Consider the following 22,931-nt stretch of genomic DNA (forward strand, 5'->3'; position numbering starts at 1 on the left):
TGGAAACCCAGCCCGGCCAAGGGCGGCTAGCAAAACGAGCGATACAGGCGAAGACGAGAGTGAGACGACCGCGACTGCATTCGATACGGAGACGAACTGTGACGAGTGCGGGGAGAGCAAGTTCGCGAGGGGGAATAGCGGAGAATGGTACTGTCGCGACTGTGGTGTGGTGCATTCGGGCGTGGAGCTGAAGTTCAGCGAACCGGGGTGGACCGCGTGGACGGACCGACGAGGAGGTCCAATCGGGAGTGCGTCCCGCCTCGCTATCGGGACGGTGGTTGGAGAAGCCGGAGGTAGTTCGAGACCCCGCTGGGCGCAGTACAATCGACGACTGTCTCACAACGAGTCGACACTACGGCACGGACTGAAGGAAGTTCGAGCGTTGGCTGCGGCACTGGAAGCCACGGAGTCCATGACTGAGGCAGCGGGTGTGGCGTTCCGACGGTCGGCGGACGTTGGGCTCTTGGTCGGACAGTCGCTGGAGTCTGTCGCAGCGGCTTCCATATACCTCGTGGCGCGGGAACACGGCCAACCGTTCCCGCTAGCACACGTCGTCTCAGTGTCACCGGTCGACAGACAGGCCGTCAAGTCCGCGTACAGTAAGCTCGTCCGGGAGTTCGACGCCGCGGTGGCACCACCGTTACCGACTGCATTCATTCACCGATTCGCCTCGGCCGTGGGCGTCTCACAGTCCGTCTGCCGACTGGCGACGGACATCGCCTCAACCATCGTTGGGGACGGTGTCCACGTCGGACAGAGTCCGACTGGCGTGGCGGCTGCAGTGATATACGGAGCAGCCCGGAGCTGTGGCGAGGCCGTGACCCAGGAGGACCTGGCTGACGTCGCATTTGTGAGCGTTGTTACACTATCGCGTCAGTGGCAACGCGTTAAGACGTACTTTGAATCCTCTGGTCAGTGAGGAGAACTCGGTATTAGTTGGTGTATTCTGGGCGCTCGGTATATTGGATCGGATCACGCTCATCCAGATTCTGGAACGCCTGGAGTCTGAACGCACAGGCGTCGCAGGTCCCACAGGCAGGTGCTTCGTCGCGATAGCAGCTCCAGGTCACGTTGTACGGCACTTCGAGTTCGATCCCACGCTCTGCGATGTCGGTCTTCGACCACTCGACGAACGGCGCTTCGATATCAATCTCGGTTTCCGGTTTCGTCCCAACGTCGACGATGGTCTGGAAGGCGTCGAAGAACGCCGGTCGGCAGTCGGGATACCCGGAGAAGTCCTCCGAATGCGCACCGATGAAGACGGCATCGCAGTCGTTCGCCTCGGCGTACGAGGTTGCCATCGAGAGGAGGTTCGCGTTCCGGAACGGAACGTACGAACCGGGGATTTCGTCGCTGTCGAGGTCGGCGTCTTCGACCTCCATCTCGTCATCAGTGAGACTCGAGTCACCGATCTTCGAGAGGTGGTCCGTCGTGAGGTGGAGGAAGTCGGCTGCATCGAATCGTTCTGCTTGGGCCTTCGCCGACTCGTACTCCTTGGACTCCGTGCGTTGTCCGTACGAGGTATGGAGCATGTAGAGTTCGTAGCCGCGATTCTGTGCGACCGCGGCAGCCGTCGCGCTATCCATGCCACCGGAGGCCAGAATGACAGCGCGCTGCTCGCTCATCGTCCCGCCTCCGTCTGTTCGATGCCGGAGCGAAACCGCTCGAGTTCCGTGTCGGTCGGCGATCCGATGGTCGCTCTGGTCGTGGTCGTGCTTTCTGTCTCGATACCTCGCATCACTTCACAGAGGTGCGTAGCGTTCATCTCTATGAGTACCGTCTCCGCATCGAGTTCGTCCGCGAGTCCCGACGCGATGTCATTTGTAAGCCGTTCCTGCATCGTCAACTGGCGCGAGCACCAGCGGACGTAGCGTGTGAGCTTCGACAGTCCGACGACCGACCCATCCGGTCGGTAGGCGAGGTGTACGGTGCCGAAGAACGGGAGCAGGTGGTGCTCACAGAGCGAGTAGACGGGAATCCCGGTCTTCACGACCAGGTCGTCGGTCTCCGCCTCGAAGGTCCGCATCGTCGGTTTCGCAACGTCCCTGTTGCCGTCGGTCAACGTCGCGAAGGTCTCCGGAACGCGGCGCTGCCACGTGTCGGTGAGGCCAGCTCGATCCGGGTCCTCACCAACAGCTTCGAGCAACAGTCTGACACCACGTTGTGCCTTCTCGTGATCGATTCCGTCCGTCTCGTCCGTCGTCGTCCCAAACTGAGAGTGGTTCCGAGTCATGTTACGTTCCAGGTGCGTCGTTCCAGAGATCGACGTGGAGGCGCGGCGTGTACCGATAGCCGTGTTCGATTGCCAGTTCGGCAACCTCGTTCCGTCGTTCGTCGAGATCGTCGCGCGTCATCCCTTCCGGCATGAGCAACACGTCCGAATCGCGCACGGTCGTCCACGCTGCATCACGGACTTTTTCGACGATGGATTCGATTTCGGGGATGTCCTCCTCGTCGGTCACGACGAACTTGAGCTGGCTCTCGTACGTGTCGACCAGTTCCGCGAGTGCTTCGATGTCGAGCCGTCTCGATTCGTGTCGGTCAGCCCACTCGCCGTCGCCTTTGGGGTCCTTTTCGGCGGTCGGAGTGCTCGAGGCGAGTTTCGGACTGATACTCGCGAGGTCGATTGGTGCGTCTCTGTAGATTGTTCCGTTCGTCTCGACGGTCGTATGGTAGCCCCGTTCGTCGAGTCGCTCCAGTAAGGTTACCGCATCCTCGTGAATGAGGGGCTCACCACCCGTGAGGACGACGTGGTTTGCCTGCTCGTACGACTCGACCTCGTCGACGATCTCGTCGAGGCGCATCTGCGTGTGCGAGGGCTCCCACGACGTGTGGTACGAGTCACAGAACCAGCAGCGGAGGTTACAGCCGCTCGTCCGGACGAAGACCGACGGCACGCCTGCGAGTTCCCCCTCGCCCTGAAGCGAGTAGAATAACTCGTTGATTGGAAGGCCCTCGCCGTCGATTGACCGGTCAGTTTCCGATTGGACGGTCGAGTTGACGGGCATCAGTGGGTCGCTCCAGCACAGAGTTCTCCGGTTTCGCGCACCTCAGCGGAGACATCAGAGACGGTCTCACCGAAGCGCTCCATGAGCTTCTGCTCCAGCAGGACACTCATGACCTCCGCCGTCGGGGGGTGCTCGAGTACGACGACACCGTCGCTGTCGCCGCTCGCTTCGAACGCCTCCACGAGCGGGTCCCCCGATTCGAGGAGGAACCGGTGATCCCACTCGTCGATTATCGAGGTAATATCACCCTTGTCGACGACCCACCCTTCCTTGGTCAGTTCACCCGTAATCGTGACCGAGATCTCGTAGTTGTGGCCGTGAGGGCGACTGCACTTCCCGTCGTGGTGGAGGATTCGATGCCCTGTACTGATGCGAATGGGGCGGTCCCGCCCGACGTGGAGGGTGCGCTCTCCTGCGTCTTCCAGCAGCGAGGGGGCGCGCTGTTCTACCGACATGAACAGCATGTTCTTCAGGTATGCATATAGTATTACCGGGAGAGTGCCAGGGTAGCATTCAGATAGGCCCGGTGTCAAAACATATGCCCTCAGAGGCTGTCATCGAGCAGCCGATGATCCTACTCTATGAGGCTCCTTATATTGGGCGACGGGTGAGACAATTACTATCCAAATACTGATAACCATCACTAGGCTACCGACGGTAGGTTCCGTCCGGAATCCCCGGAAGGTTGACCGGGATTCAGAGGATTCCCGAAGGGGATCTCGGGTTGGCCTGAGTATCTGTATATTCTGTTGTTGTAGGGTATCAACTGGAATCAGTGAATCGAACCCTCTCAGGGGAGTCCCGAAAACAACGATGTACCTTGGAGAACACAGCCCAATCTATTCCACGATGGTTACAGCAATTAGATATTTGTCCATCGATACCTTCGGCAACTGGAAATGACGTTCTGTAGTGAATGTGGGTCGATGCTCAACCCTGATCGCGACTCGGACAAGTGTACGGAATGCGGTTCCCCCGCTGACCAGTCGGGAGTGACCGATGGTGCGCCCAACGAGAGTGCCACGACGCACACGGAGTTAGAGACGCTCCCTACGACATCTTCGGGGAGCGTGAAGAAGGCCAATGCGATGGAGTGGCTGGAGGAGCTCAACCGGCCAACGTCCGCCGAACTCAAGCAATCGATGATCGAGAAGCCGAGTGACTTCTCGGGTAGCACATACCCCACTGATATCTCGACAATCAGAATCACGGGAGACCCCTCGTTCATCGAATCCGTCGCTGGACTGTTCATCTGGATCGTCGAGATGGAGGACTACAGCCGACGCGTCGAAATCAATCTGCAACGAACCGAGGACCGGGAGACCGGAGACCAAACAGAGAACTACGCGCTCTACCTTTCAGTTGCTGAGCGAGGCGGTTCGTAGTAAGAGACTCAGGGCAGTCACTTACAGACAACGGGACTCAAACGTCGAACCCGGCTTCGCGAAGTGCATCTTCGATGCCACCGAACTGCTCGCTGTAGGCGAGATAGCCGAAGTCGGTCTTCTCGTCGAGATCGGCGGGAGAGGGGAGCCCGTCGGCCTGCTGGTAGACGCCCACCAACTGGATAAGCATCTGCGGTTCGTCGACTCGGGAAGCGTCCGACTCCGCATCGTCTACGGTATCGGTGTCCGGGTTCGACGACCACGTGAGCCCGTAGTCACCGGATTCGAGACTTTCGGTGTTCTCCGTGAGGTACCCACGTTCGGTCTCGACCGTCTCAGGAGTTGGGAGGAGATCGTCTTTGGCGAACATGGTACAGGCAGGGCAGACAGTCCGTTCAGTTCCATGGTCGAGTACGACAGTCTCCAGTGACGAGCGGGACTCTTCGCGGCAGATATCACAGACGGATGGGTTCGGCGAGACAGCGTCGAAGGTGAACTCGTCGAGCTTCTCCATGACGCGGTCCAGACCCGTACGTGCCGCACGGTACTCCTCAAGGGCCCTCCCGATGTCCGAGCTCCTGAACGCCTCGTCACCGGCTTCCCGATGCTCCAGCGCGTCGTTGTACGTCTCCACTACCTCACGGTGGTCACTCGATGGGTCGAGGCTCGTGAGTCGACCATCGACCCGGTCACGGAGCTTGACGACGCGACGGTGGACCTCCTCTCGCTCGTCGGATGCTCGCTGTTCGACCTGATCCACCACCGCAAGTGCCTGCTCGTACTCCTCTGCAGCCGAGTCGAACGCGCCGGTCAGTCTGGCATCGTCGCCAGCATCGAGATGGCGTTCGACGCTGTTCAGCAGGTCATCGAGTTCTTGCGACCCCCACTCGTCCTCTACCCGTTCGATCGTCTCGAGCACGCTACGGCAACGCTCCTGCAGTGATTGAGAGTCCGATTGCGGAATCGCTCTCGCCTTCTGGAACTGTTCCAGTGCGGCTTCCAGCTGGTCGATCGCACGTTCGTACTGGCCGCTGTCAGCCCGTTCAACCCCATCTGATTCCAGCCGCTCTCCCTGGTCGACGTGATGCGCGACTCTGAACTCGTCCGCGTCATCGTACGCCAGTACTTCCCAGTCGTGGACTTCGTCCTCGTTCGTCTCGACGTGGTCCACGATGGCGTCGACGGGACCACGGTAGGAACAGCCGTCGACAGGACAGGTAGCGGGCTCGGTCATTGGACACCAGAGGGTGACAGATACAACCCCCTAAATCAAAAAGGCTGCTTTACCCCGTTCACACCCACGCCAGCCCCTCGTTGTGCTGCCGGAGATACTTCGAATCCACAGCTCCGTCGGGCACCCCAACACGCTCGCCGTCGCGATTCAGAATCGTGCGCTCCAGCACCTCACTGTCGGTCTCGAAGCCGGGCTGCACGACGAGTCGGTACTCCTCGTCCAGCGTGAACAGGTTCCGGTCGAAGGCGGCGTGGTGGGTCCTGTCCAGAACGAGCACGTTCGAGAGGTCCGCCCGATACTCGGGGTAGTCACTCCACGGGAGCACGTGCGCCACGTCGAGCAGGCCGGCGTGGTCCACACCGGAGACGGGACACGTCCGTTCGTACCGCGACAGCGCGGTCGCGCGGAACTCGGGGTCGACCGCGCGGGTCTGGACGACGGTTTCGTACGTGCCAGCGGTCATCTCCTCCCGTTCACTACCCTCGACCGCCCAGTCGCTGCCTGCCCAGTTCTCGACGGCACCCTCGACGAACGCGCGTCCCTCGTCTGTCAGGGCGTACTCGTCGCTACGTTTCTCCACCAAACCCATGCTGCGGAGCCAGTTCGCGCGCTGTTTCGGCATGTCCGTCTCCTCGGGGTCCCAGCCGAGTTCGGGGTGGGTGTCGAGCTGCTGGCTACCGATTTCTTCGACGGTCATTGGGCCGACGGCGAGGGCGTAGAGCAGGCTGCGGAGGCCGACGTTGCGGTCGCACATGATGCGAAGCAGCGTCGCCGTGTCGTGGCCGTCGGTGTACTGCTCACCGTTCGGCCCGAGGGTCCAGCCGTCGTCCGTCTCGGCGAGGAAGCCGACCTTCCGGAGGTAGCGGACACGGCGCATGATGGAGTCGGCGCTCGACACGTTCGCGAACTGGCCGCGGTGCCAGCCGACGAGTTCGTCCGTCGATGGATTATGGGCGTCGACGAACGCCAGGATGGCGTCGAGCGTCTCGACGTACCGGGTCGCCCCGCCGAACATGGGGACGATGCTGCGGAGGCGTGCTCCCTGCATACGGGGTGGTCACGCGGGTGTCGTATGAGCATTCTGCCCGGCCAGGGAATCGTTATCACGCTGGCCGGGGGCAAAGGAGCATGCTCCCGGACTACGTGTCGACGGACGACGAACGGGCAGGCGAGCTACTCGCAGTCGATGTGGGGGCGTACGTCGAGCCGTCGCTGTTAGGGTAGGCGGTCGCGAACAACCCCGACGTGCTCGCGGCTCGCATGGAGTACGTCTCGGGCCTTCGCGACGCGGGGTCGCTCGACGACCGCCTTGTAGAGCTCGCGTACGCGACGGTGTCGGGTTCTGGATTCCCGCGATAGATCAACGCTCGGAATCGCCAGGATCGAGGCGTCTCGACAGGAGATATAGAACGATACCGAGCGGAAGACCGATGACGAACGCGAGACCGATGAGGAACACGCCCCCGATAGCAGCCCCAGCCTGCTCGGCTCCGGTCGTCGTCTCGGTGCTCGCGAACACAACAGTGTATATTCCAAACACGAGCGGTGACAGGAAGGCTTCGATGGCGAGCCAGAACGCTGCACCACCGACGATTGCCTTCGTTGTCGGCCGCTGAGAGAGTAGATACGTGAAGACCGGTATAGCGAGGAAGAAAACCCAGACGAGTTGGGTGTTAGTAGCGATTGTCGCCATCGCGTACCCGACGAAGGCAGGAACCATGGCGGCCAGCGCAGCGACGAACAGATGCACAAAGTCGATTCCATCCGTCCCTGTCTCCCGTTGTACTTCGTTGGAATTCTCATTGAAGTTCCAGTTTGTCACCCCTGTCGATTCTTCATCATTTGTTCCGAACACGGGTGGCTCATGGAGTTGTTCCTCGCTTCTGAGGTCAACAGCTGACTCATCGTCAGTCTGGTCTGGCGCTTGGCCGGCGCCATGCTCATCTCCGATTTCGGTACCACACTCACTACAAAATGCATCGCCTCGGCTAATTTCAGCACCGCAGCTCGTGCAGTATGGCATATCGGAATTTCGAATTGTATAGTATTAAACTCCTTCCGACCATTTTCTGTTTTCCGGTAACAGACTTACTGCAGTCTTTAACCGCTTTAATATGCCCACATATTATCTGGATAAGTTGGTAATAAAATCTAAACTCAAGGCGATCCTAGTATCAGAATGAAATGTACCGACGTACATATTTGACAGCCGTCGGAACCACTGCAAGCGTCCTTGCACTTGCCGGATGTACCGAAGAAGAGCCTCAGGACACCGCCGGCGGAGATGGAGGTGGCAACGGAGGCGACAGTGGGGACAGTGACGGTGGCGAAACCGGCGACAATGGTGGTGATGGTAACAACGACAGGCCCGATGTCGAAATCCTTGAACACGAGTTCTACGAGGAAGAGGTGGGGGCAGGCGTTCGGGGAGTCGCTCGGAACAACACCGACAGCGAACTCACCTACGTTCAAGCCGAGGCAATCTTTCTAGACGGTGATGGAACACAGATCGGTGAAGGACTCGATAACGTGACCGATCTCGCGGCTGGGCGTGAGTGGGAATTCGACTGCATGTACCTTGATAGTGACTCTGACCGTATCGCAGAGTACGAGCTTGATGTCTCAACAGGACTCTGATCTGTCGAAACACCCCATTCACCGGTACTTGAATCTCCGGGTCCCTTATACGGTCTACTCTTGAACTTCAACAACAGTCCGCGGCACCGAAATACCAGTCAGTTCGCGTATTCAAAGGGTGTGTCGATATTGAACTGGTGGTCGCGTAACCGCTTTCAGCTGATGGGCACACTCCGTACGAGTCCGTAACGGGAAGGGAGCACCGACCGAAAATCGTGCTGGTGGTCGCTGCTACTGCACCAGCAATCCGCCGTCGATGATTATCGGTTGTCCCATCACGTACGACGCCTCCTCGGAACAGAGCCAGACGACGGCGTCGGCTATCTCTTCGGGGTCACCGAGGCGTCCTGCTGGGATGGCCGCAGTGATGCGGTCCATCTCCTCGGTGTTGTCCTCACCCGCCTGTTGGACCATCGGCGTGTCGATGACGCCCGGGCAGACGGCGTTGAAGCGGATTCCGTCTTCGGCGTAGTCAACCGTCGCCCGTCGAGTCAGTCCGATAACACCGTGTTTGCTGGCGGCGTAGTGTGCACTCCCGTTCGCGCTCACGCCAGCGACCGACGAGGTGTTGACGACGGCTCCACCACCGCGCTCGATCATCTCCGGTATCTCTGCTTTCAGACACCGCCAGACCCCCTTCAGGTTCACGTCGATCATCCGGTCCCACTCGGCTTCGTCATACTCGGCGAGACGGGTCCCCTCATCCGCGATACCAGCGTTGTTGTGTGCGAAATCCAGTCCACCGTACTCGTCGAGCGCCGTCTGTACCATCGCGTCTACATCGTCGGAGTCGGTGACATCTGTCCTGACGAACGTCGCTTCGCCGCCGTTACTCTCGATCATCTCGATCGTCTCGTGGCCGCCGTCCTCGTCGACATCGGCGACGACGACTTTCGCCCCGGCCTCGGCGAACCGAAGTGACGACTGTCGACCGATTCCCGACCCGCCACCAGTGACGACCGCGACTCCGTCCTGTATTCCGTTCATGATATCAATCGTCACGCCTAACGACGTGACGTGCTAACATTTGTCATCCACTCATAATAGGTTATCGTCGCTCATCGACGCCGGCATCGTCGAACCGCTTCCGGAATCGAAACGGGTCGTCCACCGATCGACTGACCGGACCTCCCGGTCGACGATCTGTCCCGTGCACTCCCATCGTGGCTGGCTCACCGACCGTGACGGCTGAACAAGTGTGTCCACCCCGTGCCGGCAGAGGGGCGTCTCGAACTGCCTCTCGGAGCCTTCCAGGTCGCAGAATACCTGCCAGACCGAGATCGAGCAGTATTGGTCCACTGAAAAAATTTAAGTTATAGATGTCAAATTGCCTGAGTGATGGTGGCGTCAACGAGTTCGACTTTCACACTCTTTGAGGAGATCGCGTATCGACTTGGGTACGGAAAACTGGAGGACGAGATCTCGATTCTCCCTCACCCGCTCATCTCCTGGGGGATAGTCGTGTTTTTCGTGGATGTAGTAGTCCTTCAGGTACTCAAGGAATTTGAGGGGTATCAGGCGACGTTTTTCGTTAACCCAACGTGGCTCATCCAACCTGTTCTTGGGCTTCTCGCGCCATTCGTCGTGGTTTACCTCCATACTCGCTATGATGAAGTGTTACAAAATATCGATGTGGCGTCGCGAACCTCCGATCCGGAGCTCTTCGAGCGTCTATGCCCCAGAAAGATTCGACTCGGATTGTATGCCGTCCTCGCGTCGTACGCTCTCTACCAGTTCATCTACAATATCGGAGTTGGCACGGTAACGCAGGTAGGGGGACTCAGTGAACTCATCGGTGTGACGGTCGTGTTGCCACTTGGATATGGCATCCTATTCGCTGAGTTCCTCGCCACGTATATCGGAATCCTGGTGTTCTTTCCGAGAAGGATCAGGCGAACGGACTTCAAGATCAACTTTCTCGATCCCGAAGGACTCGGTGGCCTCCGGCCAGCAGGCGAACTGATGAAATCGGCGTACTATTTCGTGGTCTTCGGTCTGATCGGATTTGCGAGCATGCTGTATGGCCCGTCGATAATCAACAACCTGACCAGTTCACCGTACGAGGCTCCCGGTCTTATCCAGGATGTGCTGTTTACGCTGGTCTGGATACTTGCAATTGGGACGATGGTTTACGGGCTTTCCCAGATCCACTGGTTCATGAAGAGGGCAAAGCGAAGAGAATTGACCCGTCTCGACAGGGAAGCTCGTGAACTGGTCGAAGACCCATTCGACATGGAACGCTTCGAAATTCGAAACAAAACCGAATATGACGAACTCAGACAACGGATGGAGTATATCAACAACACACAGGAGTACCCGACGACATTCACGATGTGGGTGCAGATATCAATCGGGATACTATTACCGAAAGCGGTTCAGCTCGTCTTATCCTCTGTTTGAACGCGTGATACAACGGTTCTCACCCGTTTTTCTGCAGAAGAACCTGGGTCCAGACAGTCAGGGAGCACACCCGGAACGGAGCGGGTCTTCCACCCCCGACTGGGCGAACCCTCCGCTCGACGCTCTGTCTCGTGCACTTCCATCGTGGCTGGCTCGCTGGCCTCGACAACGGACCGGATTTGTGTCCCCCGTGGCGGATGAGGTGTGTCGTCGAGTCGGCGACGCTCCCGGAGGAATACAGAGATGCCCCGTACTGATGCGAATCGGACAATCTCGGCCGACGTGGAGGGTCCGTTCACCTGCATCTTCCAACTATTCTGTTGTTGTAGGGTATCAACTGGGATTCGTGAATCCCCTTCAGTGGAGGCCCGAAAACAACGACGTGCCTTGGGGAACACAACTCAATCTATTCCACGATGATTACAGCAATTAGCTATTTGTCAATCGACACCTTCGACTACTGGAAATGACGTTCTGTAGCGAGTGTGGATCGATGCTCAATCCGGACCGCGACTCGGACAAGTGTGCAGAGTGCGGTTCCCCAGTTGACCAGTCCGGAGTGACCGATGGTGGGACCAACACCACTGCCAGGACACACACGAAGTTGGAGACACTCCCCACGACATCCTCGGGGAGCGTGAAGAAGGCGGACGCGATGGAGTGGCTGGAGGAGCTCGACCGGCCAACGTCAGCCGAACTCAAGCGATCGACGATCGAGAAGCCGAGTGACTTCTCGGGGAGCACGTTTCCCACGGACATCTCGACGATCCGAGTCACCGGCGACCCCTCGTTCATTGAGACCGTCGCTGGGCTGTTCAGCTGGATTGTCGAGATGGAAGACTATAGTCGGCGCGTCGAAATCAATCTGAAACAGACCGAGGACAAGGAGACAGGGGAGGAAACCGAGAACTACGCACTCTACCTCTCGGTCGCTGAGCGAGGCGGTTCGTAGTAAGGGGCTCAGGGCAGTCACTTTCAGACGACGGGACTCAGACGTCGAACCCGGCTTCGCGAAGTGCATCTTCGATGTCACCGAACTGCTCGCTGTAGGCAAGAAAGCCGAAGTCGGTCTTCTCGTCGAGCTCAGCCGGGGAGGGGAGCCCGTCGGCTTGCTGGTAAACGCCGATCAACTGAATAAGCATCTGCTGTTCGTCGACGCGGGTTGCCCCAGACTCTGCATCGGCTCCCGTCTTAGAGTCGGGTTTCGACGACCACGTGAGCCCGTAGTCACCGGTCTCAAGACTCTCGATGTTCTCCGTGAGGTACCCCTCTTCGGTCTCGACCGTCGCGGGAGGCCGGAGGAGGTCGCCTTTAGCGAACATGGTACAGGCAGGACACACGGTCCGTTCAGTTCCATCGTCGAGTACGACAGCTTCCAGACCGGTGTCGAATTCTTGGCGGCAGATATCACAGGCGGACGATCGCTGTGACGCGACGTCGAACGTGAACTCGTCGAGCTTCTCCATGACGCGATCCAGACACGTACGTGCCGCACGGTACTCCTCAAGGGCCCTCTCGATGTCGGAATTCCTGAACGCCTTGTCACCAGCTTCCCGATGCTGTAGCGCGTCGTCGTACGTCGCCACTACCTCACGGTGATCACTCGATGGGTCGAGACTCGCCAGGCGACCGTCGACCTGATTACGGAGCTGGACTACGCGACGGTTGCTCTCCGCTGGCCCGGCAGGTGCACGCTGTTCTGCCTGCTCCAGCATCGCAAGTGCCCGCTCGTACTCCTCCGCAGCCGAGTCGAAGGCGCCGCTCAGTCTGGCGTCGTCACCCGCATCGAGATGGCGTTCGACGGTGTTCAAGCGATCGTCGAATTCTTGCGACTCCCACTCGTCCTCTACCCGTTCAATCGTCTCGAGCACGCTACGGCAACGTTCCTGTAGTGGTTGCGAGTCGGATTGCGGAATCGCTCTCGCCTGCTGGAACTGTTCCAGTGCGGCTTCCAGCTGGTCGATCGCATCTTCGTACTGCCCGCTGTCAGCCCGTCCGATCCCGTCAGATTCCAGCCGCTCGCCCCGTTCGAGGTGATGTGCGACACGGAACTCTTCCGCATCATCGTACGCCAGTAGCTCCCAGTCGTGGACTTCGTCCTCGCTCGTCTCGACGTGATCCACGACAGCGTCGACGTGACCGCGGTAGGAACAGCCGTCGGCGGGACAGGTAGCGGGCTCGGTCATTGGATACTAGAGGCTGAGAGATACGACGCCCTAAATCAAAAAGGCTGGTTCACCCCGTTCACACCCACGCCAGCCTCTTGTTGTGCTGCCGTAGATACTCTGCATCCAGAGAGCCGTCGGGCATCCCGACGCGCTCTCCGTCTCGGTTCAAGACCGTCCGCTCAAGCAGTTCACTCTCGGTCTCGAAGCCGGGCTGGACGACGAGCCGGTACTCCTCGTCGAGCGTGAACAGGTTCCGGTCGAAGGCGGCGTGGTGGGTCTTGTCGAGCACGAGGACGTTAGACAGATCGGCACGGTACTCGGGGTAGTCGCTACAGGGGAGTACGTGCGCAACGTCGAGCAGTTGGGCGTGGTCCACACCAGAGACGGGGCAGGTCCGCTCGTACCGCGAGAGCGCCGTCGCGCGGAACTCGGGGTCGACCGACCGGGCCTGGACGGTGGTCTCGTACGTTCCAGCGGTCATCGCATCGCTCTCACCCTCGACAGTCCAGTCGCTCTCGGCCTAGTCCTCGACGGCACCCTCGACGAACTCCCGTCCCTCGTCGGTCAGGGCGTACTCGTCGCCGTGCATGACCACCAAACCCATGCTGCGGAGCCAGTTCGCGCGCTGTTTCGGCATATCGGTCTCCGCGGGGTCCCAGCCGAGTTCGGGGTGGGTGTCGAGCTGCTGTGCGCCGATCTCCTCGATGGTCATCGGTGCGACGGCAAGCGCGTAGAGCAGGCTGCGGAGGCCGACGTTGCGGCCGCACATGATGCGCAGCAGCGTCGCCGTGTCGTGCTCTGCGGTGTACTCCTCGCCGTTCGGCCCGAGCGTCCAGCCGTCGGCGGTCTCCGCGAGGAAGCCGACCTTCCGGAGGTACCGCACACGGCGCATGATGGGGCCTTCGCTCGACACGCTGTCGAACTGGCCGCGGTGCCAGCCGACGAGTTCGTCGGTCGACGGGTTATGGGCGTCGACGAATTCCAAGATGGAATCGAGCGTCTCGACGTACCGGGTCGCCCCCCCGAACATGGGGACGATGCTGCGGACGCGCGTGTCCTGCATACGGTGTGGTCACGCGGATGTCGTATGATCCTTCTGCCCGAATCGATCGTCCGAAGACACCGGGTCAGCGACGCTGCTCGTCCCGCTCTGCTAACTGGTACTCGAAGACGGAACCCTCGTCCCGATTCGCACGCTCTTCCCAGCGGATGCGGCGGAACTCCTCCCGGCACGTTCGAATGCCTGAATCCACCGACAAGAGAGAGTCCGGGTCGTGCGTCGATGAACGTGCCGTGACGGTGAGCCTATGACGGTCCCGAGAGCAGGTCGTCGATAGCTGCGAGATCGAACAGCGACCAGTCGTCACCCAGTTCCTCCTCGAGGCCGTCGACGAAGCCGCTCTTCGAGAAGAGTGCGAACTGTTCGTCGCGGTCGTCTGGCCCCCATCGGACGCGTGCTGCCTTGTCCGAGAGCGACTCGACGAGCCCGTGGCCGACTGGCTCTGTGGTCCACTTGCATTCCGCGAGGAGCACCCGGTCTGCGTCGGGGGCGAGGCCGACGATATCGATCTCGTCCTCGCCGTACCACCATCGGCCGACGCTGGCGTAGGAGTCGAGTCTCCCACGTCGGATCGCCTCCCAGACTGCCTCGTGACAGACGGATTCGAACGTCGTCGCGACGTGGTCGGGCAGGTTCGGTTCGATGGTCCCCTCGAACACCAGCTCGGGTGCCTCTTCGATGCTGGAGCGGTTCGGTTCGACGAACCGGAACCAGAACCGGAGGAACTCGTCCGCGACGTGATACCGGGAGCGTTTCGACGTCTTCCCGGTCGCCGTGACTGGCACCTCGCGCTCGATGAACCGGAGTCGGCGAAGCGTCTGCAGGTACTTCGAGAGCGGCCCAGGGTCGATGCCGGTCGCACCCGAGATCTCGTTCGGGGTCGTCCGACCGGTGGCGATCGCCTCGAGGATACTCAGATACCGGGCGGGGGATCGCAGCTCGGTCCGGAGCAGGAACTCCGGCTCGTTGTACAGGACGGCCATCGGCGAGAGGACCTGTGTTCGGACGTTCTCACCGAGTGGCTGCCCGTAGTCGAACAGCGTGAGATACATCGGGGTCCCCCCGGTGATCGCGTACGACCGAATCGCGTCCGCGATATCGTACCCTATTATCTCCCGTGCCTGCTGGAACGAGAACGGCTGGAGGTCGATCTGTCCCGTTCGACGGCCGTACAACGGGCTCTCGTGGCCGAGAACCTCGGACTCCATGGTGCTGATGCTCGACCCACAGAGGACGAGCATCGACTCTGTCCCCTGTATCTGTTCGTCCACGAACGCCTGTACGTACGAGGGAAGCGAGTCGTTCTCCTCGACGAGGTACGGGAACTCGTCGATGACGACGACCGTTGGTTCGGTCGCGAGCCGCTCCCCGAGATACTCGAACGCCTCGTCCCACCCGTCGATGCGTGGGACACGGTCGTCGAAGTGATTGGCGACCTGTTCGACGAACTTCTCGCGCTGGCGCTGTTCTGCCTCCTGTGCCGCGAGGAAGTAGATGTGTGGGTGGTCCGTACAGAACTCCTTGAGCAGCGCCGTCTTCCCGACGCGCCGTCGACCGTAGACGACGGCGAATCCGTGGCCCGGTGACTCGAAGCTCCGCTCGAGCGCAGCGAGCTCATCGGCCCGGTCGACGAAGGTCATTATCTACATAATGATTACCGTGATAATGACTTCTATCTTTCGCCGAATCGTTACGCGGCACTCGGGGACGAGTGGCGACTGGACCGAGACACTCAGTTGGTGACCAGTTCGAACTCGTCGTCGAACCGGAGACTCTGGAGTCGCATCTCCAGCGAGAGCGGGCCATCACCGGCGAAAGGAAGCGCCGAGGTCCAGTCGGGACGACAGTCGGTGAGCGCGTTCCATACGCTGTGCTGACGGGCACGACGATCGACGGCGTACCGGGAGAGCGCGGCGTCGACGGAGTCGGCGGCGACGAGCGAGTCGACGAGGACGATGCTGTCCTCGACCGGGAGTGTGGGGTGGAGACCCCGGAAGCCCGAGAGCGGGCTGGCCGCAGTGCCACAGAGAACGACCCGCCCTGCCCGCCACGTTCCGCAAGCGGTCGGATCGGGCAGCAGTCGGTAGCTGCTTCCGGGAGGGATGCCGCTCTGGAGGGGTTCCGGAAGGCCGACATCGAGGCGTTCGAGGGCTGCACCTGCACGGGTTCGCGGCGAGTGGTCGGCCGTCGAACGTCGTGGCATGCGCACCTGGATGGCGAGTTCGTCGTCGAAGGGGACCACTGTCACGCAGACTGCCGTGTCCCAGTGTTCGCACGGAGAAGACACAAGCGCACTCGAGCGGGGGAGGCTCGTGGACCACTCGTGGAGTCCGCGCTGGAACTCGTGCACTGCGCCCGTGAGGCTGCCGACGAAGGAGTTCTGTCCGTCTGCCGCGACGACGACATCGTACGTCGCCCGGGAGCCGTCGGCGAACGTCACCTCGATGCCGTCCGGGACATCGCGCAGGTGGTCGACGGCGTCGTCTCGTCTCGTAGCGCCGTCCTGACGCCGGTCGAGTCGCCGGTAGAGGTCAGGGACATCGAGCCACAGCGTGGGGTCCGCATCAGACGCGAGCGTCAGGCTGCACTGGGGGCCGTCGATGCGATGCTCGGTCACGGGCCGAGTGAGTCCGTCCAGCGACCCGCCGGGGATACAGTCCGCCAGCGTCTCGACTGTCTGGCGCGGGAGGAGTGTCGGGCCGTTCGGCGTGGCGGTCTCACGGGTTGCGTTCACGTGCGTGACCCGGTGTCCGGTCCGGCCGAGCCAGGTCGTCAGGGCGAGTGCAGCGACCGTGCCACCTGCCACGAGGACGCGAGGGCCGTCAGGAGCGGGGTCGTGGTCGATGGGCGGCGAACCAGCGAGTGGTGGAGGCAGTCGACGTACCATCGCGACTGGAGCGTTCGGTACCCCGGGAGAAAAGTGGCGAGCCAGAGTTTCTGTCCGTGAGACATCGACTGTCTGTAGCAGGTGACATTTTTTGCAGCTGGGGTCTGAATGGGGCTGTATGCCAGCAAGCGACCATGCGGTCCTGGTCGTCGGCGGGGGGTCGGGGGTGGTTACCCTTCTCTCGAGATACCGCGAGGCGTGTGGGGGCGACGTGTCGTGGAGGGAGATCTCTGACCCACGTGAGGCCGATTCCAGGGGGTACGAGCTCGCGTTCGTCGACCGATCAGTCGAGACCGACTTCGTCGAAAGCGTCGAGGCGCTCGGCTCGGGGGCCGGGGGCTGTCCGGTCGTCGCCGTCGTCGGGGATGACGACGACGCGTCGGCAATCCTCGACGCCGGGGCGACGGTCACCGTCGGGCGACAAACGCTGGTCGAGACGTCGCCGGCGTTTCTCGACCGACTTCTCCCGTCAGGGACGACAGGGACCGCCGGGTCTGTCGACGAAACTAGCGCCGGCGGGTGGGACGCTGACCTCGAGTCCGTCTTCGAGACGGTCCCGGACGCGGTCGCCGTCGCCGAGCTCGAGTCCGGCGAACTCGTCCACGTCACTCGACGATACGCCGGTCTCGTCGGCCAGGACCGTGAAGACCTGCTGGGTGCGAACTTCGAAACGCTCGCCGCAGAGCCAAGCGGGCTGACGCCGCTTTCGGCTCGCGACGAGGTGGTGTCGAGTAACGACCCGGTTCGTCTCGAGTGGCCGGTCGAGACCGACGGGGGCGACCGCCGGTGGCTCGAATCCAGCGTCCATCTGACGACGGTCGCGGGCGAGCGGCGACTCGTTTCGACGGCACGCGAGGTGACCGCACGACACGCGGAGCGACCCCAGGTGGCGGATATCATGGCCGAGTCCCCGACGGCGACGACGTTTCACGACCCGGAGACGGGCGCGATTCTCGAGGCGAGCACCCGGTTCGCCGAACTGGTCGGGGCCGAGGACCGCGACGCCGTCCTGGGTGCGGGCCTGGGGGCCGTCGCGCCAGCCGCCAGCTCGGAGACGCTGGCGTCGCTCCGCGGCATCATCCAGCGGGTGGGGGAGAGTGCCCGAATGGAGGTGACCGACTGGGCCACGGACGGGGCCGACGGACGGTCCATCCGGTTCCAGGTGTTCGTCACTCCGGGCGTGATGGGCGACGAACGATGCGTCATCTGCCAGTGGTCGGACGTGACCGAACGGAGGGAGCTCGAGGAGACCTACCAGGAGCTGTTCGAGAACGTGAGCGACGGGCTCGTCGTACACGAGCCGGGTTCCGGGGAGATCGTCGAGGTGAACGGACGGTTCTGTGAGATGATGGGCTACGAGCGCGACGACCTCTTGGGGGAGCGCGTCGACGTCATCATCGCGAACGACAGCGGGTACTCGTACGAACGCGCCCGGAGGCTCATCGGCCGGGCCGAGGCAGAGGGCCCACAGCTGTTCGAGTGGCGCAACGAACACGCCGACGGGCACACGTTCCCGGTGGAGGTCCACCTTTCGCTGGTCGAGATACGCGGGAGAGAGCGTGTCCTTGCGAGCGTCCGTGATATCACCAGGCGGAAGCGCCGCGAGCGCGAGTTCGAGCAGATATTCAACAACGTGAACGACGCCATCGCCGTCCACGACCCTGAGACCGGCGAGTTCGTCGACGTCAACGACACCTACGTCGAACAGTTCGGGTACGATGTCGAGACGATCCGAGAGCTCGGTGTGGCGGGACTCAGCCTGACGGAGGACGGCTTCACGGCGGACCGTGGGGACGAGATCCTCGGTCGCGTCGACGAGACCGGCGAGCCGGAGACCGTCGAGTGGCGGGTCGAACACGCAGACGGCGAGGAACGAGTGTACGAGGTGAACGCGACTGCGGCGACCATCGACGGCGAGAACCGCGTTTTGACCATCAATCGGGACATCACGGAGCGCAGGCGGCGAGAGCGCGAGTACGAGCAGATTTTCGACGGTGTCAACGACGCGATCACGGTCCACGACCCGTGGGCCGAGGAGATGCTGGACGCGAATCAGACGCTCTGTAACCTCGTCGGCTACGACCGGGAGACCGTGCTCGAGCGCGGAATCGACGGGATTTCGGTGGCAGACCAGGGGTTCACCGAGGAGCGTGGCTACGAGCTCCAGCGGGCGGTCGCGGAGACCGGCGAGCCGAGGACGGCCGAGTGGCGGGTCGAGACGGTGGACGGAGAGCGACGCGTGCTGGAGACGAACGTCACTCCGGCGACCATCGGCGGCGAGCAGCGCGTGCTCGTGCTGTCGCGCGACGTGACGGAACGGCGACGACGCAGGCGGCAACTCGAACTCATCGTCGGCCGAATCGACGAGGCCGTGGCGCTCTCCGAGGATGCCGCCACGATCGGGCGACCGGAGTACGTCAGCCCTGTCATCGAGGAGATATTCGGGCTACCACACGAGGAACTGGCAGCGGATACGACAGCCCTCCGCGAGCGCATCCACGAGGACGACCGGAACGGGTACGAGTCCGCGCTCGCGTCGATGGTTGCCGACATCGAGGCCGGGACGCCGGACGACAGATACGACGTCGAGTTCAGGTATCACCATCCCGACGACGAACTGCGGTGGATTCACCTGACCGCGTACCCGATGCCGGACGTCGAGGGGTACGGTCGTGTCGCCGTGTTCGAGGACATCACCGAGCGAAAGCGACGCGAGCGTGAGTACGAGCAGATCTTCGATGCGGTCATCGACGGAATCACGGTCCACGATCCGGAGACGGGGGAGATCGTGGCCGCGAACGAGGCGATGGCCGACCTCGTGGGGTACGACCAGTCGGCGATGGTCGGGATGGATATCGAGGACCTCAGTCCCGTGGAGGCCGGCTACACGAACGAGCGGGGCAAGGAGATCATCGACCGGGTCATGGACCGAGGTGAGGCGGAGGTCGTGGAGTGGGCCGCAGAGACGGTAGACAGCGACATCCGCTGGCTCGAGGTGAAGGCCACGCCGGCCGTCATCGGCGGGCAGGAGCGCTACCTCGCCATCGACCGGGACGTCACGGAGCGGAAGAAGCGAGAGGAGGAGCTACGGCGAACGCAGCGACAGTTCAGGCAGATATCCGAGGCCGTCGACGAGGTCATCCACCTCGCGGACGCGGACCTCTCGGAGACGTACTACATCAGTCCGGCCTACGAGGACATCTGGGGTCGTCCCGTCGACGAGATGTACGAGGACCCGTACGCGTTCGAAGAGACGGTCCACCCCGACGACCGTGAGGCGTTCCTCTCGTTCCTCGACCGGGTGACGACGGAGCTCACGGATCCCGATATCGAGGAGGACGACCAGTACAGCTACGACTACCGCGTGCAGCGTGACGACGGCGAGGTCAGGTGGATATCGGGGCGGCTCTACCCGATACGCAACGACGAGGGTGAGGTGATTCGCCTGGTGTCGGTGAACCGCGACATGACGGAGACGAAGCAGCGTCAGCAGACGCTCGAGTCGTTCCAGGAGGCGACTGCGGAGCTGACGACGGCCGAGTCCGCGGCCGACGCCTGCCGGACCGCCGTCGACGCGGCCTCGGACGTGTTCGACCTCGACTCCGTCGCGGTGCACCTGCACGACGAGGAGACGGGTCGGCTGGTTCCTGCTGCGGGGACTGCGGCTCTCGGTGGGACCGACACCCTCCCCGACTGGGGGGCGGCGGACACCGTCCCGTGGGAGACGTTCGTCGACGAGCGAGTCCTGCGTGTGGACCCCGATGCCGAGTCCGCGTTCGGGTTCGGCCCGAGCGAGGAGGTCGTCGCGGTGCCGCTCTCGGGGCACGGGGTGATGACCCTGTGGTCGGACGAGGATGAGGCGGTGGAGTCCGCCCACCTCATCGCGGCGACCCTCGAAGGGGCGCTCAACCACGTCGTCGGCGAGCGCCGGCTGGAGTCCCAGCGGGAGGAGCTGGAAGCACAGACCCGTCGAGCGGACCAACTGGAGCGAATCGCCGAGTTGAACCGGCGAATCGAGGCCGCCATCACGGACCAGTCGACGCGAGCGGGCGTCGAACGGGCGGTGTGTGACCGTCTCGTCGATATCGAGCCATTCGTCCACGCCTGGGTGGCGGAGGGAGCGACGGGTGAGGGACCACTCGAACCCAGAGCGACGGCCGGTCTTTCGAGAGAGACGGTCGACCAGTGGCTCCACCAGGGGTTAGACGGGGACCAGGACCGCCACACGGCCAGGGAGGCGTGGGAAACGAACGATGTGACCGTCGAAGCGGGCCTCGTCGGCACAACGAGGGGTGACTGGCGACGCGACCTCCTCCGACGGGGGGTGCAAGCGGTCTGTGCCGTGCCGCTCTCGTACGAGGGAATCGTCCAAGGTGTGCTCGTGGTTCACGCGAGCGAGCCAGCCGCCTTCGAGGGGCCGACGCGGGAGACGCTCGACCAGCTCGGCAGCTCCATCGGCTACGCCGTGACCGCAATCGAGCGACGCCGTGCACTCGAGTCGGACGAGACGTTCGAACTGGAGTTCCGCGACGACGACGCCTCACTGCCCTTCGCCAGACTCGCGGAGGAGACCGGCTGTCAGGTCCACCACGACCGGACGGTCCGGCGACAGGACGGCTCCATCAGGGTCGTGTACCGGGTCGTCGGCGAGGTGCCGTCGGACGTGGAGTCCGTCGCCGAGGAGACGCTCCCGGGCGAGACGACGGTCCTCTCCGACGAGGACGACACGGCGATCGTAGAGCGGACCGGCACGACCTGGTTCGGCTCCATCATCTCCGAGTACGGGGGCGTGCTTCGGCGGGGGCACGCGACCCCCGACCGGACGACCATCGTCCTCGAACTCCCGACAGAGGCGAACACGCGCCGGTTCGTCCGTCGGCTGGAGGAGACGATACCGGGAATCCACCTCCACGCACAGCGCCAGCAGGCGGCGAGCGACCCGGTCCCCGGTGAACTGACGGAGCGCGTCGAGCGGCGGCTCTCGCCGCGCCAGGCCGAGGCGCTTGCGACCGCGTTCCGGATGGGCTACTTCGACTGGCCGAGGGACCACAGTGGCGAGGACGTGGCCGACGAGATGGGCATCACCCAGCCAACCCTGAACAAGCATCTCCGGGTCGGCGAGCGGAAGGTCCTCGAACTAGTCCTCGAGGTGCTCGACTCCGGTACCGAGGTGTAAGGGCGACCAACTGCCGTGTGGTCGGCCCACACATCTATCAGTATAGCTTCGTCACTCCTTCGCAGACTTCCAATGTAGCTTGCAGCTATCAGTGGCTGGGGGCAGAACCCACAGTTGCGATGAGCCAGACGGACAGGACACTCCGACCGTTCACGAGCGCACGTACTCTGTCATCCCACCCTCCCTGCGATGGGCAGTCGAACGCCGGAGCCGCCGCCAGTATCGTCGAGGTGGTTCGCCCATGACCGCCGCTGGACAGCTCCAGCGTCGGCGCGAACGCCGGGACTCTGCTCCCGCAGCCGCGGACCCTCCTGAGAACGCCGATACATGGTGTTTCACCGCGACCGACGACGCTGCGTCGGAGATCCTGGATCTGCTGAATGACGAGTACACCCGCCGAATCCTGGAGAGACTCTCCGAAACTCCCCGGCCCGCCCGGACGCTGATTCGGCGGTGCGACGCTTCCAAACCCACGGTGTATCGGCGCCTGAACCGGCTCGAGGAGCACGGACTGATCGACGTCGATATCGAGTTCGATGACGGCGGTCACCACCGAAAGGTGTACTGCTCGAGACTCGTCAGTGCCACCTTCCAGCTGGACGACGGCTCTCCGACGGTTCAGGTCACCGTCGACGAGCCTTCCGCGGACTATCACCACAACCCCACCAGACGTTCCCGCTGACCCGCAGGCGATTCGGCCCTCCACTTCCACGCCGCCGCGCTGACCGAATCCAGCTTCGGTGGCTAGTGGCGATGCCACTATTCAGTGCTGTCAGCGCCCGACCGTCCGTGGAACCGGCTCCTCCAGCACGGGTTCCTCGAACTCAATCTCGGTGACCAGTCCCCATTCGTCTCGGTCGAATGCCGGGGAGTGTGCGGCCCTCGACACGACTGAGGAGCAGCTGGTCGTGGTGGGGGAGCATCACCTCGTGACAGCGGTCTGCTGTCGGCCCAAGTGTCAATGAGTATTCCGCCA

General features: G+C 62.3%; 20 protein-coding genes. 7 read left to right on the forward strand and 13 right to left on the reverse strand.

The genetic code is table 11. The features are described 5' to 3' along the window. Positions 1–274: 274 nt before the first annotated feature. Positions 275–919 (forward strand): transcription initiation factor IIB family protein, encoded by a 645-nt coding sequence (locus NOW55_RS20830; RefSeq protein WP_256401434.1) that lies wholly within the window; start codon positions 275–277, stop codon positions 917–919. A gap of 13 nt (positions 920–932) precedes the next feature. On the opposite strand, the gene queC is transcribed toward NOW55_RS20830, so the two are convergent. The 4 genes from queC to NOW55_RS15700 are packed head-to-tail and all read right to left on the reverse strand — an operon-like array spanning position 933 to position 3,463. Further along, positions 933–1,625 (reverse strand): 7-cyano-7-deazaguanine synthase QueC, encoded by a 693-nt coding sequence (gene queC / locus NOW55_RS15685; protein ID WP_256401052.1) that lies wholly within the window; start codon positions 1,623–1,625, stop codon positions 933–935. Next, complete coding sequence (gene folE, locus NOW55_RS15690; protein ID WP_256401053.1) at positions 1,622–2,233, reverse strand: GTP cyclohydrolase I; 612 nt, start codon at positions 2,231–2,233, stop codon at positions 1,622–1,624. Before folE ends, queC begins: the two co-directional genes overlap by 4 nt. A gap of 1 nt (position 2,234) precedes the next feature. Continuing rightward, positions 2,235–3,008: a 7-carboxy-7-deazaguanine synthase QueE gene (locus NOW55_RS15695; RefSeq protein WP_256401054.1), complete on the reverse strand. Its 774-nt coding sequence runs from the start codon at positions 3,006–3,008 to the stop codon at positions 2,235–2,237. Then, on the reverse strand, positions 3,008–3,463 hold the full coding sequence (locus NOW55_RS15700; protein ID WP_256401435.1) for a 6-pyruvoyl trahydropterin synthase family protein: 456 nt from the start codon (positions 3,461–3,463) through the stop codon (positions 3,008–3,010). Before NOW55_RS15700 ends, NOW55_RS15695 begins: the two co-directional genes overlap by 1 nt. Before the next feature lie 633 nt (positions 3,464–4,096). On the opposite strand from NOW55_RS15700, the gene NOW55_RS15705 reads away from it, so the two are divergent. After that, a complete protein-coding gene (locus NOW55_RS15705) occupies positions 4,097–4,393 on the forward strand; it encodes a hypothetical protein (RefSeq protein ID WP_256401055.1) in 297 nt (98 codons plus the stop codon). 37 nt (positions 4,394–4,430) lie between these two features. Here the strand turns inward: NOW55_RS15705 and NOW55_RS15710 are convergent, their stop codons facing one another. The 3 genes from NOW55_RS15710 to NOW55_RS15720 all read right to left on the reverse strand — a co-directional run bounded on the left by NOW55_RS15710 (position 4,431) and on the right by NOW55_RS15720 (position 7,650). Further along, positions 4,431–5,564 carry a hypothetical protein gene (locus NOW55_RS15710; protein ID WP_256401056.1) on the reverse strand — a complete coding sequence of 378 codons (1,134 nt, stop codon included), beginning with the start codon at positions 5,562–5,564 and terminating at the stop codon, positions 4,431–4,433. A 121-nt stretch (positions 5,565–5,685) separates the two neighbouring features. Further along, the gene (locus NOW55_RS15715) at positions 5,686–6,675 is read right to left on the reverse strand and encodes an HNH endonuclease (RefSeq protein WP_256401057.1); all 990 of its coding nucleotides are present in this window, start codon (positions 6,673–6,675) and stop codon (positions 5,686–5,688) included. A gap of 312 nt (positions 6,676–6,987) precedes the next feature. Continuing rightward, positions 6,988–7,650, reverse strand: a complete 663-nt coding sequence (locus NOW55_RS15720; protein ID WP_256401058.1) for a zinc ribbon domain-containing protein — start codon at positions 7,648–7,650, stop codon at positions 6,988–6,990. 161 nt (positions 7,651–7,811) lie between these two features. Between NOW55_RS15720 and NOW55_RS15725 the strand changes: the two genes are divergently transcribed. Continuing rightward, entirely contained in the window at positions 7,812–8,264 is a 453-nt protein-coding gene (locus tag NOW55_RS15725) for an FxLYD domain-containing protein (RefSeq protein WP_256401059.1), read from the forward strand. 231 nt (positions 8,265–8,495) lie between these two features. On the opposite strand, the gene NOW55_RS15730 is transcribed toward NOW55_RS15725, so the two are convergent. After that, the gene (locus tag NOW55_RS15730; protein WP_256401060.1) at positions 8,496–9,251 is read right to left on the reverse strand and encodes a glucose 1-dehydrogenase; all 756 of its coding nucleotides are present in this window, start codon (positions 9,249–9,251) and stop codon (positions 8,496–8,498) included. Positions 9,252–9,602: 351 nt separating this feature from the next. Here NOW55_RS15730 and NOW55_RS15735 point away from each other — a divergent pair, with 351 nt between their 5' ends. Continuing rightward, a complete protein-coding gene (locus tag NOW55_RS15735; RefSeq protein ID WP_256401061.1) occupies positions 9,603–10,664 on the forward strand; it encodes a hypothetical protein in 1,062 nt (353 codons plus the stop codon). Between the two features lie 466 nt (positions 10,665–11,130). Continuing rightward, positions 11,131–11,616 (forward strand): zinc ribbon domain-containing protein, encoded by a 486-nt coding sequence (locus NOW55_RS15740; protein WP_256401062.1) that lies wholly within the window; start codon positions 11,131–11,133, stop codon positions 11,614–11,616. Between the two features lie 37 nt (positions 11,617–11,653). Here the strand turns inward: NOW55_RS15740 and NOW55_RS15745 are convergent, their stop codons facing one another. The 5 genes from NOW55_RS15745 to NOW55_RS15765 all read right to left on the reverse strand — a co-directional run bounded on the left by NOW55_RS15745 (position 11,654) and on the right by NOW55_RS15765 (position 16,779). Further along, on the reverse strand, positions 11,654–12,850 hold the full coding sequence (locus tag NOW55_RS15745) for a hypothetical protein (protein WP_256401063.1): 1,197 nt from the start codon (positions 12,848–12,850) through the stop codon (positions 11,654–11,656). Positions 12,851–12,908: 58 nt separating this feature from the next. Continuing rightward, entirely contained in the window at positions 12,909–13,313 is a 405-nt protein-coding gene (locus tag NOW55_RS15750) for an HNH endonuclease (RefSeq protein WP_256401064.1), read from the reverse strand. 39 nt (positions 13,314–13,352) lie between these two features. Next, positions 13,353–13,895 (reverse strand): hypothetical protein, encoded by a 543-nt coding sequence (locus NOW55_RS15755; RefSeq protein WP_256401065.1) that lies wholly within the window; start codon positions 13,893–13,895, stop codon positions 13,353–13,355. A gap of 242 nt (positions 13,896–14,137) precedes the next feature. After that, positions 14,138–15,532, reverse strand: a complete 1,395-nt coding sequence (locus NOW55_RS15760; protein WP_256401066.1) for an ATP-binding protein — start codon at positions 15,530–15,532, stop codon at positions 14,138–14,140. Between the two features lie 92 nt (positions 15,533–15,624). Further along, on the reverse strand, positions 15,625–16,779 hold the full coding sequence (locus tag NOW55_RS15765) for a Rossmann-fold NAD(P)-binding domain-containing protein (RefSeq protein ID WP_256401067.1): 1,155 nt from the start codon (positions 16,777–16,779) through the stop codon (positions 15,625–15,627). Positions 16,780–16,897: 118 nt separating this feature from the next. On the opposite strand from NOW55_RS15765, the gene NOW55_RS15770 reads away from it, so the two are divergent. Next, positions 16,898–21,955, forward strand: coding sequence for a PAS domain S-box protein (locus NOW55_RS15770; RefSeq protein ID WP_256401068.1), 5,058 nt, complete (start codon positions 16,898–16,900; stop codon positions 21,953–21,955). 241 nt (positions 21,956–22,196) lie between these two features. Next, a complete protein-coding gene (locus tag NOW55_RS15775) occupies positions 22,197–22,637 on the forward strand; it encodes an ArsR/SmtB family transcription factor (protein WP_256401069.1) in 441 nt (146 codons plus the stop codon). Positions 22,638–22,931: the final 294 nt, after the last annotated feature.

Source organism: Haloarchaeobius litoreus, assembly GCF_024495425.1.
Taxonomy (GTDB): Archaea; Halobacteriota; Halobacteria; order Halobacteriales; family Natrialbaceae; genus Haloarchaeobius; species Haloarchaeobius litoreus.

Bases quoted from the DNA above. Each gene is read 5' to 3' on its own strand.
- NOW55_RS15725 (WP_256401059.1), top strand. From the start codon at position 7,812: ATGTACCGACGTACATATTTGACAGCCGTCGGAACCACTGCAAGCGTC.
- NOW55_RS15770 (WP_256401068.1), top strand. From the start codon at position 16,898: ATGCCAGCAAGCGACCATGCGGTCCTGGTCGTCGGCGGGGGGTCGGGG.
- NOW55_RS15740 (WP_256401062.1), top strand. From the start codon at position 11,131: ATGACGTTCTGTAGCGAGTGTGGATCGATGCTCAATCCGGACCGCGAC.
- NOW55_RS15700 (WP_256401435.1), bottom strand. From the start codon at position 3,463: ATGTCGGTAGAACAGCGCGCCCCCTCGCTGCTGGAAGACGCAGGAGAG.
- NOW55_RS15705 (WP_256401055.1), top strand. From the start codon at position 4,097: ATGGAGTGGCTGGAGGAGCTCAACCGGCCAACGTCCGCCGAACTCAAG.
- NOW55_RS15755 (WP_256401065.1), bottom strand. From the start codon at position 13,895: ATGCAGGACACGCGCGTCCGCAGCATCGTCCCCATGTTCGGGGGGGCG.
- NOW55_RS15775 (WP_256401069.1), top strand. From the start codon at position 22,197: ATGACCGCCGCTGGACAGCTCCAGCGTCGGCGCGAACGCCGGGACTCT.
- NOW55_RS15735 (WP_256401061.1), top strand. From the start codon at position 9,603: ATGGTGGCGTCAACGAGTTCGACTTTCACACTCTTTGAGGAGATCGCG.
- NOW55_RS15760 (WP_256401066.1), bottom strand. From the start codon at position 15,532: ATGACCTTCGTCGACCGGGCCGATGAGCTCGCTGCGCTCGAGCGGAGC.
- NOW55_RS15720 (WP_256401058.1), bottom strand. From the start codon at position 7,650: ATGCCATACTGCACGAGCTGCGGTGCTGAAATTAGCCGAGGCGATGCA.
- NOW55_RS15715 (WP_256401057.1), bottom strand. From the start codon at position 6,675: ATGCAGGGAGCACGCCTCCGCAGCATCGTCCCCATGTTCGGCGGGGCG.
- queC (WP_256401052.1), bottom strand. From the start codon at position 1,625: ATGAGCGAGCAGCGCGCTGTCATTCTGGCCTCCGGTGGCATGGATAGC.
- NOW55_RS15730 (WP_256401060.1), bottom strand. From the start codon at position 9,251: ATGAACGGAATACAGGACGGAGTCGCGGTCGTCACTGGTGGCGGGTCG.
- NOW55_RS15695 (WP_256401054.1), bottom strand. From the start codon at position 3,008: ATGCCCGTCAACTCGACCGTCCAATCGGAAACTGACCGGTCAATCGAC.
- NOW55_RS15745 (WP_256401063.1), bottom strand. From the start codon at position 12,850: ATGACCGAGCCCGCTACCTGTCCCGCCGACGGCTGTTCCTACCGCGGT.
- folE (WP_256401053.1), bottom strand. From the start codon at position 2,233: ATGACTCGGAACCACTCTCAGTTTGGGACGACGACGGACGAGACGGAC.
- NOW55_RS15750 (WP_256401064.1), bottom strand. From the start codon at position 13,313: ATGACCGCTGGAACGTACGAGACCACCGTCCAGGCCCGGTCGGTCGAC.
- NOW55_RS15765 (WP_256401067.1), bottom strand. From the start codon at position 16,779: ATGGTACGTCGACTGCCTCCACCACTCGCTGGTTCGCCGCCCATCGAC.